The 20,061-nt window shown below is 42.8% G+C and carries 15 protein-coding genes; 6 read left to right on the top strand and 9 right to left on the bottom strand.

All coding sequences use genetic code 11. The features are described 5' to 3' along the window. Positions 1 to 140: 140 nt before the first annotated feature. The 4 genes from F6K63_RS30925 to F6K63_RS30940 all read right to left on the bottom strand — a co-directional run bounded on the left by F6K63_RS30925 (position 141) and on the right by F6K63_RS30940 (position 3,247). Positions 141 to 821, bottom strand: a complete 681-nt coding sequence (locus tag F6K63_RS30925; protein ID WP_287314139.1) for an actin-binding WH2 domain-containing protein — start codon at positions 819 to 821, stop codon at positions 141 to 143. 462 nt (positions 822 to 1,283) lie between these two features. Further along, positions 1,284 to 1,442, bottom strand: coding sequence for a hypothetical protein (locus tag F6K63_RS30930; protein WP_158026359.1), 159 nt, complete (start codon positions 1,440 to 1,442; stop codon positions 1,284 to 1,286). After that, complete coding sequence (locus tag F6K63_RS30935; protein WP_008184809.1) at positions 1,433 to 2,113, bottom strand: hypothetical protein; 681 nt, start codon at positions 2,111 to 2,113, stop codon at positions 1,433 to 1,435. Before F6K63_RS30935 ends, F6K63_RS30930 begins: the two co-directional genes overlap by 10 nt. 270 nt (positions 2,114 to 2,383) lie before the next feature. Then, the gene (locus tag F6K63_RS30940) at positions 2,384 to 3,247 is read right to left on the bottom strand and encodes a methyltransferase domain-containing protein (protein ID WP_287314140.1); all 864 of its coding nucleotides are present in this window, start codon (positions 3,245 to 3,247) and stop codon (positions 2,384 to 2,386) included. A gap of 181 nt (positions 3,248 to 3,428) precedes the next feature. On the opposite strand from F6K63_RS30940, the gene F6K63_RS30945 reads away from it, so the two are divergent. Both F6K63_RS30945 and F6K63_RS30950 read left to right on the top strand, forming a co-directional pair. Continuing rightward, on the top strand, positions 3,429 to 4,763 hold the full coding sequence (locus F6K63_RS30945) for a TrkH family potassium uptake protein (RefSeq protein ID WP_008183134.1): 1,335 nt from the start codon (positions 3,429 to 3,431) through the stop codon (positions 4,761 to 4,763). Between the two features lie 125 nt (positions 4,764 to 4,888). Continuing rightward, positions 4,889 to 5,584, top strand: a complete 696-nt coding sequence (locus F6K63_RS30950; RefSeq protein WP_044492856.1) for a potassium channel family protein — start codon at positions 4,889 to 4,891, stop codon at positions 5,582 to 5,584. On the opposite strand, the gene F6K63_RS30955 is transcribed toward F6K63_RS30950, so the two are convergent. After that, entirely contained in the window at positions 5,581 to 6,972 is a 1,392-nt protein-coding gene (locus F6K63_RS30955) for a tetratricopeptide repeat protein (protein ID WP_287314142.1), read from the bottom strand. The two genes, F6K63_RS30950 and F6K63_RS30955, sit on opposite strands and share 4 nt — an antisense overlap. Positions 6,973 to 7,071: 99 nt before the next feature. Between F6K63_RS30955 and F6K63_RS30960 the strand changes: the two genes are divergently transcribed. Then, positions 7,072 to 8,424 (top strand): TldD/PmbA family protein, encoded by a 1,353-nt coding sequence (locus F6K63_RS30960; RefSeq protein ID WP_287314144.1) that lies wholly within the window; start codon positions 7,072 to 7,074, stop codon positions 8,422 to 8,424. A 506-nt stretch (positions 8,425 to 8,930) separates the two neighbouring features. Here F6K63_RS30960 and F6K63_RS30965 read toward each other — a convergent pair. Then, positions 8,931 to 10,949, bottom strand: coding sequence for an ATP-binding protein (locus F6K63_RS30965; RefSeq protein WP_071986863.1), 2,019 nt, complete (start codon positions 10,947 to 10,949; stop codon positions 8,931 to 8,933). Positions 10,950 to 10,954: 5 nt separating this feature from the next. Beyond that, entirely contained in the window at positions 10,955 to 11,893 is a 939-nt protein-coding gene (locus F6K63_RS30970; protein WP_008183124.1) for a phosphate/phosphite/phosphonate ABC transporter substrate-binding protein, read from the bottom strand. Between the two features lie 1,499 nt (positions 11,894 to 13,392). Here F6K63_RS30970 and F6K63_RS30975 point away from each other — a divergent pair. Beyond that, on the top strand, positions 13,393 to 15,153 hold the full coding sequence (locus tag F6K63_RS30975) for a choice-of-anchor I family protein (RefSeq protein ID WP_287264718.1): 1,761 nt from the start codon (positions 13,393 to 13,395) through the stop codon (positions 15,151 to 15,153). A 466-nt stretch (positions 15,154 to 15,619) separates the two neighbouring features. Here the strand turns inward: F6K63_RS30975 and F6K63_RS30980 are convergent, their stop codons facing one another. Together F6K63_RS30980 and F6K63_RS30985 are read right to left on the bottom strand one after the other, a co-directional pair. Then, entirely contained in the window at positions 15,620 to 17,068 is a 1,449-nt protein-coding gene (locus F6K63_RS30980; RefSeq protein ID WP_008183121.1) for a hypothetical protein, read from the bottom strand. A 246-nt stretch (positions 17,069 to 17,314) separates the two neighbouring features. Continuing rightward, positions 17,315 to 17,755, bottom strand: a complete 441-nt coding sequence (locus F6K63_RS30985) for a secondary thiamine-phosphate synthase enzyme YjbQ (RefSeq protein WP_008183118.1) — start codon at positions 17,753 to 17,755, stop codon at positions 17,315 to 17,317. A gap of 61 nt (positions 17,756 to 17,816) precedes the next feature. Between F6K63_RS30985 and F6K63_RS30990 the strand changes: the two genes are divergently transcribed. Beyond that, complete coding sequence (locus tag F6K63_RS30990) at positions 17,817 to 18,059, top strand: DUF8620 family protein (protein ID WP_008183116.1); 243 nt, start codon at positions 17,817 to 17,819, stop codon at positions 18,057 to 18,059. 291 nt (positions 18,060 to 18,350) lie between these two features. After that, positions 18,351 to 19,184, top strand: coding sequence for a cyclase family protein (locus tag F6K63_RS30995; protein WP_008183115.1), 834 nt, complete (start codon positions 18,351 to 18,353; stop codon positions 19,182 to 19,184). Positions 19,185 to 20,061: the final 877 nt, after the last annotated feature.

The raw sequence follows: 20,061 nt of genomic DNA on the forward strand, positions 1-20,061 counted from the left end.
TAAAACCACACCGCGAATAAATCAATTCCTCTTACTTCCACCCAAGCAATTCCATCGGTTATCGATAGAATAAATAGCGCTGCGGGCAGCGCTATAGCTGCCACAAGTGTGGCTTCAAAACAGCAAATCAATAGCAAGCCTTAACCCCAACCCAGTACTTTACCAATTAACTGCAAAACATGCATATAAAAATTACTTTCTAAGTCGCGAAATATCGCAAAAGGTTTTCCAAGAGCTCCGAAAAATGGTCTGAGAGTCCATGCCAATTGGCTCCCAACAAATCCATAAAGCACTAACCAAGCTTTAAGAATCCTAGTGCGATATGTGTTTTCTTCAGCTTCTTGCTCAGTGATAAATTGCATACATTGGTAAAACACATTGACACCAATTAACCCAGTGATGCCAAAGATTACTATATTTAAGAGCTTAAAAAATTTATAATCATGAATCGAGAGACGGAAAAATAGAGTGATAGGAGCAAAGCCAAATAGCATCACACTAATCACAGATGTCGCCGCCAAAAGCAAAGCTAGGTACTGCCCAAAACTACGTTTAGAGCCTGAGCTAATCTCATAAAAATATAAAGTCGGTAAACAAATCAACAACGTTAATAGGTATAGTGCCGGGAGTTTGATAGCTGAAGAGATAATCTGGAGGGGGTTACTAAACGAGCCGATAATTCCACCATAAATCCCAAAAAACGCCGAGCTAGCAATTAATAAAGAGATAATCTTGATATCAATCCTAATTCCTTGGTCAACCTCCTTCAGGAATCTTTGGCGATTGCGCAAAAACTCCATCACTATCGTAAAGTGGTTCATGACCTACTCCTAATTAAAATTTCAAGCTACAAGATACAGCCACCTAAGATTCTCAGCCATCTAGGATAAAAACTAGTAATATAGCACTAGTTTTTACTAGCACTAGTGTTTACTACAATAATCCATGGATTTACCATTTCCCATGCCAAATTGCCATTGGTAACTAGTTCACTATTATATAATTACTTCACCGGATTTTAGATCCTGTCCGCAAAATAAACTGCTAATTAACATGGGATGACCCCATGGGAATGATCAGATTTGGAGATTTGGGTCATATACAACTGATTTTGATAACTCAAGGGATCAGCAAATGATTTCCGTTACAATCCTCACTTGCTCCCATACAACGTAAGCTATCAGCTATCAGCTATCAGCTTATCCGTTACGTCCCAGTATCGAAGCCTGTGCCATGCTAAGGAAACAGCTTTTGAATAAAACAAACCATTCATTTAATCTGAGTTAAGTCTGCACCTCAAGTAGCGTGAGCCATTGGCGTAGCGTGGCCATTGGCGTAGCGTGGCCAAGGCTGACGGCTGACGGCTGACGGCTGACGGCTGAATGCTTACCATACAACAACCCATAACCAATCAACAAATCAATAGTAAGCCTTAACCCCAACCCAGCACTTTACCAATTAACTCCAACAAATGCAGATAAAAATTACTCTCTAGCTCGCGAAATACGGCAAAAGGTTCCCCAGGATCTCCGAAAAATGGTCTGAGGGTCCATCCCAATTGGCTCCCAACAAATCCATACAGCACTAACCAAGCTTTAAGAAGTCTAGTGCGAGATTTGTTTTCTTCAGCTTCTTGCTCAGTGATCAATCCCATGCATTGGTAAAACACATTGACACCAATTAACCCAGTGATGCCAAATATTACTATATTTAAGAGCTGAAAAAATGTATAATCATCAATCGAGAGACGGAAAAAGAGAGTGATAGGAGCAAAGCCAAATAGCATCACACTAATCACAGATGTCGCCGCCAAAAGCAAAGCTAGGTACTGCCCAAAACTACGTTTAGAGCCTGAGCTAATCTCATAAAAATATAAAGTCGGTAAACAAATCAACAGCGTTAACAAGTATAGCGCCGGTAATTTGATAGCTGAAGAGATAATCTGGAGAGGGCTACTAAACGAGCCGATAATTGCACCATAAATCCCAAAAAATGCCGAGCTGGCAATTAATAAAGAGATAATTTTGATATCAATCCTAATCCCTTGGTCAACCTCCTTCAGGAATCTTTCGCGATCGCCCAAAAACTCCATCACTATAGTAAAGTGGTTCATGACTTACCCCTAGTTAAAATTTAAAGCTACAAAATACAGTTAGCTATAGGAGCATGTCACTTATGCAGAAAATTTGGACTAAAACTATAGCCCCCTCATCGGTTTTAGCTTGCTCTGATAGTACCTATAGCAATCCTACTAAATCATTTTTTCAATCAGCAAAATAGGAAATCCTTGCTGGGCAAGGGTTATAGCGATTCGGCCACTATATTTCACGAATCAGATCGGATTGCTATAGTTCATATGTTCTACAACTTTGACCTGCTCCCTTCACTTAGTCCCAGACAACAACCCATAACGAATCAACCCCCGGCGATACCCTCGACTCATCAACCCCATCGACAGTGCCGCTTCCACAATTTTCCAATTACTTTTAAGCAACCCTAAAATCGCTTTCGGCTCAAAAGCAGAATCAATCACAATATCCCAAAACGGTTCAACCGCATCTGACCAATCCGCCGTGCGAATAGTTTGGAAATTCAAATTGCCAGCAATTGCCTCATACTCCTGTAAAGAAATCACATAAGGCAAACAATAAACCCGATAAATCTCAGCCAAATGCTGCTGTTCATCTGTTGTTAATTGTCCCGTCGCCAACGTTATGGGACGATGACACCAAGTTGCCATTAAAAACCTTCCCCCAGGTTTCAGCACCCGATAACATTCCTGAAGAAACTGTTGCTTGTCCGGCATATGTTCTCCACTCTCCATCGACCAGACAAAATCAAAGGTTTCATCAGCAAAAGGCATATCCAAAGCATTAGCAACCTGAAACTGAACCAGTGTCGCCAACCCAGCCTGTTGCGCTCGTTGAGTTGCTCGTGATGCTTGAACTGGACTTAAGGTAATGCCAGTAACATTTGCTTCAAACTGTTGCGCTAAATAAAGTGAACTCCCACCAATCCCACAACCGACATCCAGAATAGTACTAGCTTGCTCCACTTCAGCCCAACAGAGCAATTCGTCAATCAAGTCAATTTGTGCCTGATGTCGGTTTTTCTTCTCAGTACCCGCCCAGCCATAATAGCCATGGTGCATATGTTCACCCCAAACTGCTTCCCACAAGCCAGAAGAGGCATCATAAAATTCCTGAATCTGTTTTTCAAGACTCAATTTTTCAAGACTCAATGTCATATTATGTCCAGTAGCATCGTTCCGTATCACCAACTATAGCGGTTCTCACTTCCATAAACCATACCCAATTCGACGGGAGAAGGCTGTGACCCGCTACTAAGGGAAAAGGGTCTTGACAGATGGCAAATCACAAATAAACAATGACAAAGACAAATGACCAATGACCAATGACCAATGACCAATGACTATTCCCCGAACCATTTGCCTTGGATTCCTTTCCGTAATTGCCATCGGAACTATTTTGCTAATGATGCCATTTGCTGCTAGTGAGGGCACATGGACTCACCCGATGGTGGCACTATTCACCTCAACCTCTGCTGTTTGTGTTACTGGTCTAGTGGTTGTCGATACTGGCTCCTATTTTTCCTTCTGGGGACAGTTGATTGTGCTTGCCCTCTTTCAAATTGGTGGTTTGGGCTATATGACCACCACCACATTTCTCATTTTAATACTAGGGCGCAAGTTCAAATTGAAGCAGAAAATCGCCATTCAACAAGCTTTAGATCGACAAGGTTTACAAGACAGTGCAGCATTAATTCGTTCCATCATTGCCACAGCAATAATTTTTGAAATCACAGGCATTTTTCTACTTTTACTAGTGTTTGTTCCCGATTATGGATTATACCAGGGATTCTGGTTAGCCATTTTTCATAGTGTGAGTGCTTGGAATAATGCCGGATTTAGTCTTTTCCCAGACAGTTTGACAAGTTATCAGTCATCTCTTCTCCTCAATCTAGTGATCACAGCTCTAATTATCTGCGGTGGCATTGGTCAACAGGTAATTTTTGAGTTCTATCTTTGGTTGCGCGATCGCATTCTCCGACGACGTCAGTCTCTGGAATTTTCCCTGAATTTTAAAGTAGTCACTAGCACCACTATCTTTTTGTTAATAGTGGGAACAATAGCATTTTTATTCATTGAGTTTAATAATGATAACACTCTAGGAGCTTCAACATTATCAGACAAATTTATCAAAGCCTGGTTTCAGTCAGTGACCACCAGAACCGCAGGGTTTAACACCATTGATCTTGGTAAAATGACCACAGCAGGTTTATTTATTACCATTACCATGATGTTTTTTGGAGCCAGTCCCGGGGGAACAGGTGGTGGCATCAAGACTACAACAGTAAGAGTTTTAGTTAGTTCTACCCAAGCAATTTTACAAGGAAAAGAAGACGTTTATCTATATAAGCGTCAGGTACCAATTGAACTAATTCTCAAAGCGATTGGAGTCTTAGTAGGGTCATGCGCTACAGTAATTATATCAACACTTTTAATTTCACTAGCTGAGCCAACCCTGGATTTTATTCAGATTTTATTTGAAGTCGTCTCAGCCTTTGCTACTGTCGGTCTTTCCACAGGGATTACCCCAGACGTTTCTACCTGGGCAAAGCTAGTTTTAATTGGAACAATGTACATTGGCAGGGTTGGAGTTTTGTTGCTCATGGCATCCCTACTAGGAGAACCCCGTCCCAGCGCAGTTCAGTATCCAGAAGAAAACTTACTTGTGGGATAATCCTAGGGAAAAGGTCTACTTGCTTGCCAATGGCAAATGGCAATTAATACTTAAGAATAAACAAGTAAGACGTAAAAAATTACTAAAACTACAAGGGATACACTAAGCAAGTCACAGGAGGCATCGTGAATCTATCATTTTTAACATTCTTGCGTAACCTACCCAAAGAAAATAAACAGTTTGCCGTTATTGGATTAGGGCGTTTTGGTCGAGCCGTCTGTTCCACACTCTACCAACTTGGCTATGAGGTTCTGGGTACTGATATTGATGAAAAACTAGTTTCCCAAGTGTTAACCAATAAAATAGCTTCCCATGCTGTGCAGCTCGATTCAAAAGAACCCTCAGCATTGAAAGAAGCCGGGATTTTGGAATTTGATACAGTAATTATTGCCATCGGTAACTATGTACAAGAAAGCATTATCACCACCCTCAACTTAAAAGAAGCAGGAGTTCCTTACGTCATTGCCAAAGCTTCCTCAGAAGTTCATGGCAAGCTGTTAAAACGGGTAGGAGCCGATCATGTAGTTTTTCCTGAGAATGACGCAGGTTGTGCTTTAGCACGCTCCCTCACCAAACCATCCATCTTGGAATGGTTTGACCTAGACTCTAAGCACAGTATTGTCGAGGTCAGAGTGCCAGAAAAATTTGATGGCAAAAGCATTATGGAACTGGAATTGCGCAAGCGCTATGGCTTGACTGTCCTGGCTATCAAGGGAGATGCTGAATTTGAGATTAACCCTGACCCTAATCAACTGCTGTACAAAGATATGCTTATGGTTATCATTGGCTCCAACGCCGATATTGACCGCTTACCCATCTAAAGCTTAGGAATCCCTCTTTCTGGTTCAGACTTTTCCGGTTCCATCTGTTCAGTTTCAGTGGAATCTACCTTAGGAGTTTCTTGGGATTCTACCTCCAGAATCTCAGGAGACTTCATCTGTGGAATTTCAGGAGAGTCTACCTCAGGAGTTTCTTGAGTATCAACCAACTTTTCTTGTGCTTCTAGCTGCTTGATGTACTCATCAACCTCTGTCACCTTCTCCTCATTACCTGCAAAGGCGAATAACTCTCTAGCTTTGACCAAAGAAGAGAGAGCTTCCTCTCGCTGTTGAGACTTTTCTAAGACTACACCCAAGTTGTAATGACCTTCTGCTAATGCCGGAGACAGGCTAAGAGCTTGCTGATATTCAGCCATGGCTTCCTCATACTGTTCTTGCTGTTGTAGAGCAACACCAAGGTTGTAGTGGGTCAAGGCGTGGTAAGGATCCAGTTGCACAGCTAATTTGAGTGTGGTAACTGCTTCGGCGTACTCACCATTCGCTGTCAGTGCTGCCCCTAGCTGTCGGTAAGCATCCACATTTTCCGGTTCCAGTTCCGTCACCAAGCGAAACCGAGTAATCGCTTCCGCCAACTCTCCTTTCTCAAACAAAATTACCGCTAATTGATACTGAGCCGGGGCCAACTTCGGGTCAACCTTAACTGCTTCCCTAAAGGATTCCTCTGCCGCTGACTTTTCCCCTTGCTCCACCAGTAATAGTCCCAACTGGTAGTGTGCTTTCACCAATTTAGGTTGAGTGCGAACTGCTTGTCTGAGTGCAGTAGTTGCTGGTCCAATCTGGTCTTGCTCGACTAAAATCAGTCCCATGTTATAGTAAGCTTTGCCATAATCTGGGTCTAGGCGAATGGTGGCTTGGTAGTGTTCGATCGCCTCTTCTTGATTACCCTGAGATTCCAGAGCTAACCCTAAGTTATAGTAAATATCGGCTGATTCGGGATTGAAAGACAACGCCTGTCGATAAGCAGCGATCGCACTATCGGGTGCCCCTTCCTTGTAAAAAGCAATGCCTAAGTTGTAATAAGCTTGTGACAACGTTGGGTCAAGGGCAATAGCAATTTGGTATTGTTCCAATGCCAGCTGGTTCTTACCCTGCTGCAAATAGGTATTCGCCAACAAATAGCGTCCCATGGCCATATAGGGGTCAAACTCAAGGGCTTTACGAAAAGCGCGCTCTGCCCCAGGAAAGTCCCGGCGTCCGTACAGTTTCACGCCAACTTGAAAGTATGAAGCCGCATCCAGGTTATTGGAGTATGGACCTTCCATCAACTGCTTGGTTCCTTTATACTCAGGAATCTTTTGACCTTGAGCTTGAGCAATACTTGTCAAACCAAAACTGATGATAGTGGTAGCTAGCAGCGGTATCGTTCTCATTCACCCTTTTCCTATAAGCTGAGACATTTTTGGTATACTACAGGATAATATTTTTTTACTAGAATAATTAGCTGCTTATCAAGCCCATCCCCACAGGAAATGACCCTAGCTGCTGCTCCGATATGCGATCGCAAAGATCAAGCCCTATCCCTAGTCGATTCAGTCATTGCCCAATCCCAGGCAGAAGGGGTATTCGTCAGTCTCAGCCTTGGTGACGAATTTCTGAGCCGCTTCTCGGAAAATCAGATTACCCAGAATATCAGCCGCCAACGCTGCCAACTTACCATTACCAGTTATTTCGGTAAGCGTTGTGCCTCTGCTACCACAACAGAACTAGACCCAGAGGCAATTGCCCAAACTATCCAACGTTCAGAACAACTAGCTCGCATTGCCCCAGAAGATCCTGAATGGGTACCCCTACTAGAAGCCCAGGATTATGAGCAACGCACCCCAGCCTTCGATCAAGCCACAGCTAACCTTTCCCCCTTGGAACGGGGAGAAATAGTCAAGGGAGTATGTACCTTAACTGCTCAGGCAGGAGTCGAAGGGTCTGGTAAGCTTAGTACTCAAGCCTTTTTACGAGTTGTGGGCAACTCCCAAGGGTTACGAGCGTTAGACCAAGGTACAGAGGCAGATTGTAGCGTTACAGCCCGTATAGACGATGGTTCGAGTTGGAGTCAAAGCACCGCCTTTGCCATAGAGCAGTTACCGATTTTAGACAAGTCATCGATAACAGCTCTAATTGAACGAGCTAAAGCCTCACGTCACCCCCGTAAGGTGAATCCAGGTACCTACCCAGTTATATTTGATGGTGCTGCCTTTGCGGAATTGCTGTCTTGGGTAATCTGGAATATGGATGCTCGGGCAGCGGATGAAGGACGCTCCTTTATGTCCCATAGTGATCAAACCGGTAAGCCCACTGGTAACCGCTTGGGTCAGCCAATGTTTAGCCCTATAGTGCAGGTACAACGCGACCCTGCTCATCCCCTACTCCAATTAGGCACTTGCTTTCGGGATGGATTGAGTAATCGCTACACCGAGGTGATTAAGGACGGTATTCCCCAAATCCTTTACTATAGCCGCTATTGGGCAGCTCAGAAAGGCAAAGATCCAACTGGACTATTGTTTCCCATTGTCATGTCCGGTTCTAGCCAAAGTCTAGCTGACCTGATTGCCCAGACAGAGCGAGGTATTTTGGTAAATCGTGCTTGGTATGTGCGCTATGTCAATCCCAAAACCCTAGAAGTCACAGGGATGACCCGTGATGGCACATTCTGGATTGAAGACGGTCAGATTGCCTACCCGATTAAAAACCTGCGCTTTAACCAAAGCCTGCCTCAAATGTTGAAAGAAGTCGATGGCCTAAGCAAAGTACAGCGCTACGGTAACATCGTAGTTCCAGGAGTTCGGGTCAAGGCATTTAACTTTGATAGTATCACTGACAGCATTTGAGCCAAATCATGAAGGATCAAATGTGAAGAATTAAAGAAGAAAGCTGTCATGTGAAATGTGAAAGCTCAAATGTGAAAGCTCAAATGTGAAAACTTTACCTTTTATAGCGCTACGCGCAAGTCAGAAAGGTTCGAAGTCAGAAGTCAAAGGTGCGCTTTCCGTTCTCCGTAGGAGACGCGGGGCGCGTTCGGCGAATTAAATTCGCCACGGGTCGCACCTAAAAGTAAGCTATGACTAAGTTTCGGAGTTTAGGAGCGATGCAGCGCGGTCTTGGGGAGGCAGCGCGGTCTTGGGGGTTCCCCCGGAGACGAAACCTTAGACAGGCTCGCCTTTATGGTTGGTAGGTTATGCAAAAAAGGGTTAAAACTTATTGATTAAGGCGAGCCTGTCTTACGGTAACTTCAAACCACTCGCTATTGCCGTGGTTTCCCCCACTCGCTATTGCATCAAGACAATGTCAAACATCTGAATGCGTAGTGCTATACCTTTTGCCTTCACTTAACCCATTACCCATTACCCATAATGCCCTTAGGTGTTTCTGTTTTGGGGTCATTTACTATAGCAGGGCAACGGATGCTAAAAGTAGAGCCAACACCAATCTGGCTTTCCACCGTAATTTGACAACCCATCATCTGGCAGAAGCGTTGGCTGATGGAAAGACCTAAACCCGTTCCACCATACTTTTTGGTGGTTGAATTATCTGCCTGGGTAAATGGTTGAAATACTTTGTTAAGTTGTTCTGGAGTCATACCAATGCCAGTATCAGCTACCGAGAATATCAACCAATGATCAGATTCGAGATTCGCTAAGGTATTGGAGGAGGTAGGAATATCGATTGTGGTGTAGGAAGCACTTGAGGATCTCGAATAAGGTTGGGATAACTCCAAGATCAGTTCGTTCTTGCCATTGCTATGGTTACTTCCTTCACGCTTAATGCTAAAAGTAATCGTGCCTGTTTCAGTGAATTTAGCAGCATTACTTAGCAAGTTTAACAGAACCTGCTTGAGCTTAGTCCGGTCAGCCACCATTGTGCCGAGAGAGTCAGCACTGCTGATCTTTAGACTATTGTTCTTTTTCTGCATCAGTGGCTTAGCAAGGCTTTCCAATTCCACTATCAGGGTAGTAACATCAAAGCTTTCTAAGTACAGGTTCATCTTGCCCGCTTCAATCTTTGAAATGTCTAGAACATCACTGATCAGTGTGAGCAGGTGCGTACCAGAGTTCCAAATCTCCTTTAAGTCAGAGACGAACTCGTCATAGCCTAACTCCTCGGCATCTTCCCAGAGCAACTGACTTAAGCCAAGAATACCGTTAAGGGGTGTCCGTAGCTCATGGCTCATACTAGCCATAAAGGCACTCTTGGCATGGTTAGCTTCTTCAGCCGCTTCTTTTGCCTGTTGCAACTCAATCTGAGCCAACTTGTTCTCCGTAATATCCCGGACAATGGTCAGCACTTCTTTATCTCCACTGACCACAATCCGTGCTTCAAAATGGCGGCGTTGGCCATTAATAAACCTCTCATGTTCAAAGATTTGGGTCTCCCCAGTTTCCAAAGCTTGCTGAACATTGCGGATATAAAGTTGAGCTATCTCTAGTGGTAATGCATCATACACCGTTTTACCCAAGACTTGATCAAAAGACCCAAAAGAGTTCTGATTCCTTGCCACTTTATAATCTAGAAATGTACCATCGTGACTAAAGTGCAACATTAAATCTGGAATAGCATTGAGCAAGGCTCGATTTTTACCTTCACTTTGGCGCAGATCTGCGGTTTGCTGTTCCAAACTTTCAATGAGTTTTCGCAGCCGGGAAGTCATCCGGTTAAAGGAATCTGCCAACACCGCTAGCTCATCCTTGGTGTGAACAGTAATCTTCTGGTTCAAGTCCCCAGCCGCCAGACGCTGGGTTGCAGCAGTCATCTGTTGCAATGGTTCAGTGATTGACCGACTCAGCAGCAGTGCCAACAGGGTACCGGCAGCGGCTGCAGTTATTGCCACCACTAGACCTTGATTGCGTACCGCAGCAATTTTATTGTTCAGGGGAGCTGTAGACAGTCCGACACTAATCGCTCCCACTGTCTGATTCCCGAGAATCACTGCTTTCCCAACAGTAAGTTGGTCAGCATCCCAATCAACATATATCTTATCACGTTTTAGCCTTAGCAGCTTCTCGCCAACAGGGTCACTCTCGATACTATACACCTGACCATCTACCGAATCGGCTTTGGCTACGATCCGTCCATCTTTTTGGTAGATAAAACCCTCCTCCACTAACCCCTGATCCCCCAGCTGCTCCATGACCTGCTCCAAAGAATCAGGATCTGCAAGGTAGAGCGCATCAGCAGTCACTAGGATCAGAGTATTAAGCAATAGATTAGCCTGTTGCTTGAGTTCTTTACGAAAGGTTTGTTGCTCACGGTGCAGAGATAGCATGGTGACACTAGCCACTGCCACAATCACCAAGCTAGTCATGGTCATTGTCAGTTTAGTGGCTAATGGCCATTGTCTCCAGCTAAATCTGCCCATGCAATTTACCGATTCTCAACAATGTTGTATAACTGTTGCATCCTTTCCAACCCCTGTAGAGTTGGGAACTCATCAAACTTAGCAGTCTTCTGGAACTTAGTCAGCACTTCTTTGCCCTTGGGGTCGTTATGCATGGTACTCAGGATACTCTTGAGCTGAGCCAGTAACTCAGGATCCATATTGCCTGGAACCATCACGACTTGCCGAGGTACTTTTTCTGTTTCAGCCAAGATACTCATGGCTTGGCGGACATCCTCGGGGACTTGCTCGAAAGTCTGGTTATCCACTGCACCAGCGTCTGCCTTTGAGCTAATCACCCATTGGATAGTATTTTCATCATCATCACTGAAGATATACCCCACCTCATTAGCTGCCACTACATCACTGCTTGATCCCTTTTCATTAGGCTTCAAACCTGCTTCAATCAGATAAGCCATAGGTAACATATAGCCAGAGGTCGATTGTCTATCATCAAACGCGATCTTCTTACCCTTGAGGTCAGCTAGGGATTTAATCCCTCGGTCTTTCATAGTAAAGATAATCGTGTGGTACTCAGCATCACCCCGTTTCCAGCGGCGCAAAATTGCTTGAGCACCAGACTCTTCATTAATCCTCATGGCTGGGTAGAGGCTATCGAAGTATAGGTGTACCTCCCCTTCTTTGAGCCAGTTGATCATGGTAGGAAAATCCGAGGCAATTTTTACTTCGCCAGTTTTAATATCGAACTGACTCAACTTGTCAGCCAGGTAATTTGCCAGGGGCTGGAAGCGGCGGATCTTTTTAGCTGGATTTTTTGAAATATCACCTAAGACAATCACCTTCGTGTCTTCAGAAATTGTTGATGGCTCTAAGTTAGGCTTTGATTGATCTGCTGGTTGAGTACAGCTCACTAATGAAGTGAGCAGACCAACGAGCATAACTTTTCCTAACAGCTTGGTTAACATAGTGTCCTACTCTCAATTACAGTTAGAACCGATGTCTTCACAGGTAGATACTAGGGTTAGCCATGTCAGGATGGCTACCTTAGCCAACTTAGCAAAGTTTTCAGTGAATCTACCTAAGAATAGCGATTTACTGCAGGACACTCTACCTCAACACAAAAGCCCATAGGTAAATTCACTGATTCGGTTATCCCCTTGAACTGTAGATGCCTTAGTAATTGCTTGGGTTAGGTGAAGATCAATACAGGAAAACTTAATGCCAGAACACCCTAGTGCAGTTGGGCTAGAGCGAGTTGCATGCTTAGAGGGAATGACACACTCGCCTGATGGACAAAGGGAAAAGGTATTCCTCTTACCCCAAGGCCTTTTCCTTAGCCCTTTTCCTTGTCCTAGTAGGTATTGCCTCCGAACAATCATCTCTTTGAAAGTACCTTAGTTTCACCAGTTTCACCTCCCCATAGACACCCTGTGCTAAAGCAGACCTTGCATAGCTCGAAGCTCCGGTTTCTTGAGAAGTCATAGATTACCTCCCGGTTAGACAATGACTCTTGAGCATCGGAGTAGATGCATTAGTGTGGTAGAACCTAGGAGCTATTTTATATGGTATCACTTTATCTGGTCATATCACATTATCTACTTACTAGCAATTGTTTTGAAAACTTAATAGTTATGGGATCTTAATGTACACCTTATACTAGACTATATCGAATTGCATTATTGTAGTTTTTTATAGTTTATAATTGTATTTTTTTGTATATTTAGTGTTTTTTTTAAATATATGGAATATATTCCCATTAACAATAGTAAGCTAAATATCAAATAATAACGACATAATTAAATTAATGTTAAACAATTTTATATTAATTTAATTATTTTTCGTTCCAGGATTAAGTTATAATTGACAATTATACTTGGTCGTATAACTAGCTCGACGCTCTAAATTTGGCGTAAAAAGGTTAACTACCCTAAATAATATTGATCATGGCGGCATTTTACACTCTGCTATACATAAATAATATTTAATATATTTGTTAAAAAAAATAACAATAGCTATTTTTATATATAAAAAACTATAACAAAAAAAATAGTAATTATGATTAATATTCAGAGTGATAATTAAGTTTTTAGATAAAAACTTAATCAGATATCCAAAACTATGCTAATATTTCTTAATCATATTCTGTAAATTACCGCCAAAGTGGCGTGAAACAAAGTTTGATTAGCTTTTAAATTAAAGTTATCCCATCAGGCTGTGGTGATTCCTTATTTAAAGATTGAGTAAAGACTTTGTGAAGTTTCAGTAAAGATTTGGTGAAGTCTCAGTGAATATTACTAGAACTACACGAAATTGATCACTGATATAAAAAATTGCTCATATAAATTGCATCATAAATTGGATCAGAGGCATTTCATTTACAGTATTAGCTAAGTATTACCTATACCTAGACACAGCCAGGAACACCATGGTAAAACATCAGAGTCCATCCATTTTTCCTAGAAAAATGCCTAAAATCATACAATCAACCTTATACTCAACATTGCTGTTGGGTATACTAACATCACCTGCCGCCGCCTTCTCCCTAAACATCAAACCGATTTCTACCTTTTCCACGGGAATCTTCGATGATGGAGCGGCGGAGATATCGACTTTCGATCCACTCAGCCAAAGGTTATTCGTTACCAATGCTAGTAGCAATCAAGTCGATGTCCTGGATTTTGTCGGAGGCAACCTCTCGTTATCCACCACCATCCCCCTGGCATCGTTTGGGGCAACACCAACCAGTATTGCCTCTAGCAATGGCTTACTAGCGGTTTCCGTAGCCAATGAAGTGGGAACTGATCCAGGAACAGTGGCTTTCTTTGACACCAACGGTAACTTCAAAACATCGGTCACAGTTGGTGCCTTGCCTGACGCGGTAACCTTTACCCCAAATGGCAGAAAGTTACTAGTTGCCAATGAAGGAGAGCCAGCCTTTTCAGAGACTTTAGGTCAGATCGTTAATCCAAAGGGGTCGGTTAGTATTATCGACCTTCTTGACCCGAAGCATCCTACTGTCAAGACTGCAGACTTTAGTTCGTTCTCAAAACAGGATCTGGAAAACCAGGGAGTGCAGCTGTTTGTCGATGCATTCGAAAAAATTGAGGCTTCATCCCAGGAGGAATTCGGCATTGAGGATTTATTCGAGTCTCCGATTACCCCTGATCGGGATATCGAACCGGAAAACATCACTGTCTCACACGATAGTAAAACTGCCTGGGTAGCACTTCAGGAAAACAATGCCATTGGTGTTCTCAATCTAGAAACTAATGAGTTCTCCAAGGTTGTGGGTCTCGGTGTCAAAGATCACAGTGAGCCTAATAATGGTTTAGATACTAGCGATAGAGACGATGCTATCAATATCGAAAACAGGCCAGTGTTTGGGTTATTCCAGCCAGACCAACTTGATGTCTATACCGTTGACGGCATAACTTACTTAGTTAGTGCTAACGAAGGCGATTTCCTCCGGATTGAGGGTGACTTAGACGGTGAAGAAGAAACGTTTTTCGAGGAAGATGAACGGATAAATGACTTAGTGTTAGACCCAACTGCCTTCCCTGATGCGATCGCTCTACAAGAAGATGATGTTCTAGGACGTTTGCAAGTTTCAACGATCAATGGTGACCCTGATGGAGACGGTGACTTTGACCAACTGTTTGCCTTTGGAGGACGCTCCTTCTCAATTTGGGAGGTAACACAGGATGGCTTAGAGCTAGTTTTTGACAGTGGCGATGCTTTTGAACAAATAACTGCTGACCTATTTCCGGATTTCTTCAACGCTGAGGGTGAGGAAAACAACTTTGATACCCGCAGCGACAATAGAGGTCCGGAACCCCAGGGCATCAGAGTGGTTGAGTTATTCGGTCGCACCTTTGCCTTCATCGGTTTTGAGCAGATTGGTGGCTTCATAGTCTATGACGTTACCGATCCTGAAAATCCATTCTTTGTCAATTACATCAACAACCGCGACTTCCTAGGAGATCCTGAGGCTGGTACAGCAGGGGATCTTGGTCCTGAAGGATTGCTTTTCATCTCAGCAGAGGATAGTCCTAACGACACACCGATGCTAGTTCTTAACAATGAGGTCAGTGGCACAACTACTGTCTACTCAATCGAACAAGTACCAGAACCAAGTTCTCTATTGGGTCTGTTACAGGTTATTGCTTTAGGGTGTATCGCTTGGAAGGGAAAGCTTTCAACAACATGTAAAGAGACTAGCCTTTAAAGGCAAGTAAGACTGGGGGAATAATATCTCCTCCAGTTTAATCACTGACTATGCAGGTAAATCGTTAATTGTTAATTGTTAATTGTTAATCGTTAATTGTCTATGTAATTATTTAGGTGTAGGGGTTGACAAACTCTGTAACGTGTAAATTTGGCAGCAAAAATCAGCAGATTTGGATTGTTTAATACAGTTTGAGTCAGGCCGCTGGCAAAATGCTCAAAAGAGCTTCTAAAGCCACCCCAAAACCTGAATAATTACATTGTAAATTTTAAATTTTAAATTTAAAATACACACCACAGCCTTTACTCTAATCAACTTAATCTAAATTTAATCTAAGTTTTATCGAAATTTAATCTAATCAATGTAATAAAACTGTTTTAATTTGGTATTAATCCATCTGCCCATTACTCCCTAAAATAATTTATGATTGAGGGTAAAAAATTAATTAATTGGGTTATGAATTTGGTCAAGGCCAAGGAATCTGGGGATTAGCGGCCAACTCGCTAGCCACTGCTGCTGCGCCGTATTGATTCAGATGACTCGGATCAGCAAAATACTGATTTTGGTTTAGCCACTGCCTCCCCATATCGATAAAGATAAATCCTTGATCAGTTTGTTTGAGCATCCACTGTTGCAATTTCTGTTCACGACTCAGACGCACTGGATCTAAATAGTCTTTGGTAAGGGGTAAGTTAACCACCACTAAGGGAATATTTTGTTTCTTCAAAAAGCTTTTAATAGCATTGACAGCAGTAGTCTGCTTACCGGCAAAACTGAAGGGCTGATAATCGGCATCATATCTCCCTGACACTCGTGGATGGCTCCGATAGTAAATTTTTGGGTTAAAGGTGCCATTCATAGGGAGAAAACCATTAGCATTGATGGCAAAAGTACTATAGCCAGTGTTGGCGGGAGTTGACTGTTTTGAAACCAGTTGCAGGTTGCAGGTTGCAGGGTCTAGGTTGCAGGGTCTAGGTTGCGGATTTGAAGTTAAGGTCGCTGTTGCCCAAAGTCTAGTTTCCGGTGCCCATTTTTGATAAATTTTACTAGTAACACTGGAAATAGTAGACTCAGAAATAGCTTGGCAAGTATTGGCTGATTCCTTTTGACTTTTAGGAAGTGTGGGGCGATCGCCTGCCAACAAACGTTTATATCCCTCAGAGGCGACAAGGGATTGATAGGTGCGGTCTACTCGTCCACTATTGAAGGCACGCACCCCATCAGCCCAGATCACTAACCGTGGCAATTGTTCTGGAGTCAGGAGCTGACGGAGTTGGAAGTCAACAAATTGAGCTGTGGCACCATTGACCCCAAAATTGAAAACCTTTAGCTCTCCTTTGCCTAATATCCCTAAGGATTTTTGGAGTTGCTGAGGATCAAGCCCTTGCAATGCCCGGGAACTACCTACAATGAGAATGTCAGGCCTACCAACGGCAGCAATATAGGATAGATAAAGCCGCAGCTGCTGATCAAATATTTCGTTATCAAAACTAGAGAAGGGCAAGGATGACGTGGTTGCTACTGCTTCTAGGTAAGCTAACTCTAGGTTCTTGATATATTCAGCAATTTTTTTTTGAGCAAAAATCCGTTTAGGACTGTCTGCTGGGATAGCTTGCAAATCCTCAATGGCTTGAATCCACTCATTGATCACAAAATTCCAATCTTCTGTTGATCGAGCCAATTGTGCCATACCAGTTGCTCTTCGTTCTTTTTTCATACCCTTGGTAATCGGATCAATAGAAGAGCAGGCTGGGGGAGAAACCTGATCGACTACTTGATTGCCAGGGGATACTGCTAGTGAGGGGAGTAGTGTGTTTCCTGCATGGTAGAGTGGCGTAGTCTTCCAAAAGCCAGCGGCAAGTAGAAGTGATACTATGGTAGCGCTACTGTAGAGTCTAAACCAGAATTTCGGCATAGTTTCGCTCTTGGTACCCTCAACTTACTTCAATCAGTTCAAACAGAACTATGTTGACACTCCACCTTCTGAGAAGGAAAAGGATTATTAGTGAGAGCGAGTCCAATATTATCTAGTTTAACACAACTTTGATACCAATGTATTAACAGAGTTTGCTCAGTTCATTCTATCTATAATTATCTATAATTAGGATAAGGAGGTTTAGTTAAACCGTTCTGCTTCAGCCAATTCGTAGTAAGACAGTTTTTAGGTTTCACCACATAGTTGAATTAAAACAGTTCTGTCTCTAGGTCCATCTAATTCAACGAATAAAACCGATTGCCAGGTGCCCAAAGCTAATTTGCCATCAATAATAGGAATATATTCGCTGTTGTTTAGCATCATTGCCATTAGGTGAGAGTGGGCATTGATCGGCTCATCAGGAGGTACAATCCTTAAGTGCAGGTCATTATGGAGATATTTACCATCTTTAGGGGCTAGCTTGTTTAGATGGACTTTGATATCTTCGAGTAATCGTTCTTCATATTCATTAATTGCTAACGCAGTAGTTGTATGTCTGGAAAAGACTAAAGCATGACCGTTTTTAACCCCAGTAACCTCTAGTAATTTGCTGATGTAATCGGTGATATTGTAGATGGCGATAGGTTCGTGGGTTTTAAGTTCGATTATTTCACTCTTGACCAGCATGACTGCACACCAATAAACTAATAACGTTGACAAGTAAACTAAAATTCCAGAAATTTTGAAGATGAAAGAGCAACTGCTCCGTTGGCTTAACCAAGTTTTAATGTTCGATGTTTTTCTAGTCTTATTGAGCTTTTTTTGGTTTGCGATCGCATTGGTTGGTCGTTCGGTTGGTATTCCCTTAGGACTGGAACTATGGTACAGCCTTTGGGAACCAGTATTTACTCCCGCCATTGGCGTGCTGATGGCTGGAGCCATAGTTAGTGGACTAATTAACCAGATTTCTAAGCGTTTGACGTCGAATTGAGTGAATAAGTGCGTCAGTACGTCAGTCCTGAGTAATGAATATAGGAAGTAACTGGTCTATAGCATTTTTGGTATGGGTAGAACATATGGATAAAGCATGGATACTGATTCGTAAGCATATGCGCTACGCGCACGCTACGGGAAAAGCAGTCAGCTGACTGCTGATAGCTGATGGCTGATAGCTGATGGCTAATAGCTGAATGCTTACACTGATTCATTCTTAATCCTTAATGCTTCATGGTTTATGCTGAATCCTTGATACTTCATTTCATACTTTTTATAGGCAAGAGCCATGTTGCGTAAAGCTTTGTTGGTCTTAACCATGATTGTCATAGTCGGTTTGGCAAACCCGAGCACTGCCCAAACCGCTGAGTACCCCAGTCTTTGGGATAAATTAGCAGAACTAAAGTCTCATGAGTTTGTGGATTTAACCCATACCTTTCATCCCCAGATTCCCCACTGGCCAGGCTTTGATCCTGAAACACGCACCACAACCTACTACTACGATGAGATGATTGGCACCAAGGGGTCTGGATTTTGGGCACAGCGCTATAATATTCCTGGTCAGTGGGGTACCCATGTTGATCCGCCAGCTCATTTCGTCAGGGGTAAACGGTTTCAGGATGAAATCCCGGTCACTGAAATGGTGCTACCCCTGGTGGTAATCGATGTCAGCGACAAGGTCAGTCACAACCCCGACTATCAAATTACCCTGGAAGATGTACAAGCTTGGGAACAGAAATATGGTTTGGTGCCAGAAGGGGCATTTGTAGCAATGCGTACGGATTGGTCTAAGGCTTGGCCAAGTATGACCAAAATGCGTAATGCTGACGCTAATGGTATTGCCCATTATCCTGGCTGGAGTGCTGAAGTACTGAAATATCTTTACGAAGAACGCTACATTACTGCTTCCGGTCATGAACCAACTGATACTGACCCTGGAATTGCCACTAGCCAAGGGGACTATTCCCTAGAAAACTATATTCTCAGCCAAGACAAGTATCAGATTGAGTTGCTGACTAACTTGAATCAGGTGCCGGAGTATGGTGCGATCGCAATAGTAACGTTTCCTAAGCCCCTGAAAGGTTCTGGTTTTCCAGCAAGGGTGTTCGCAATTATTCCCTAGTGCTGGAATTTACTGCTGCTGTTTAGTGCTGCAGTTTAAGTTAGCGATCGCATTGATCGATTCATGATTATCTCTAGCAGTAATAAATCACAAATCAATCGAATGGGTATATAGAGCTTAGCGCTATATATATTTAGGAACCTTTTGGAGATTCAGTTAGCTTCATCCGCGCTTATGCCCCACGTCAGCACCGTTCGCGTAGCGGCGACCTAGGATCAAGGTCGGCGTGGTTAGAAGTTACTGTAAGAATAGTGGTTAGAAGTTACCGTAAGGATAGGGTCGCCTTTCTAGTTGGCAGGCTATGCAGAAAAGGGTCAAAATTTATTGATTAAGGCCTCAGACTAAGCCTTTATTCTAAGGTTTCTTCTGAGGCCTTAATCAATGGAGGTGCGCTTTCCGTCGCCTACGGCGAACGGAAAGCGAACGGCTAATTTAATTCGCCAGGGGTCGCACCTAAATTTAACGACTGTGGGCGATAATTCTTGGCTCTTCGGTCTCAGGTTATAACAGTGGTGGATATAAACTCATTCAAGTCTGAATTTAGGATGTTTTTAAGCTCAAGAAAATTATCCTCTCTGGTTTCCGTGAACAAGAAACCAAAGACAGGGTACTCTTTGTAATCAGTTTTTCTTAGTTCTATTGGTTTTTCAAAATTTGAAACTAGCTGATCATAATCAAATGAGTTAATACTATCTACATCTATACCAGTGGAGTTATCTAAGATTACAATACTAAAAATTTTTCCTTCTTTAGACCTCTCCAAAAAACAAACTTATGGTAAAATAAGATAAAATTAATCACTTTTATCAACCTCAAAAACCATGAGCTACACTTGGAACTACATCCAAAAAAATCCTAAACAAACAAAAAGATTGCT

This window comes from Moorena sp. SIO1G6 (assembly GCF_010672795.1).
GTDB classification, from domain to species: domain Bacteria; phylum Cyanobacteriota; class Cyanobacteriia; order Cyanobacteriales; family Coleofasciculaceae; genus Moorena; species Moorena producens.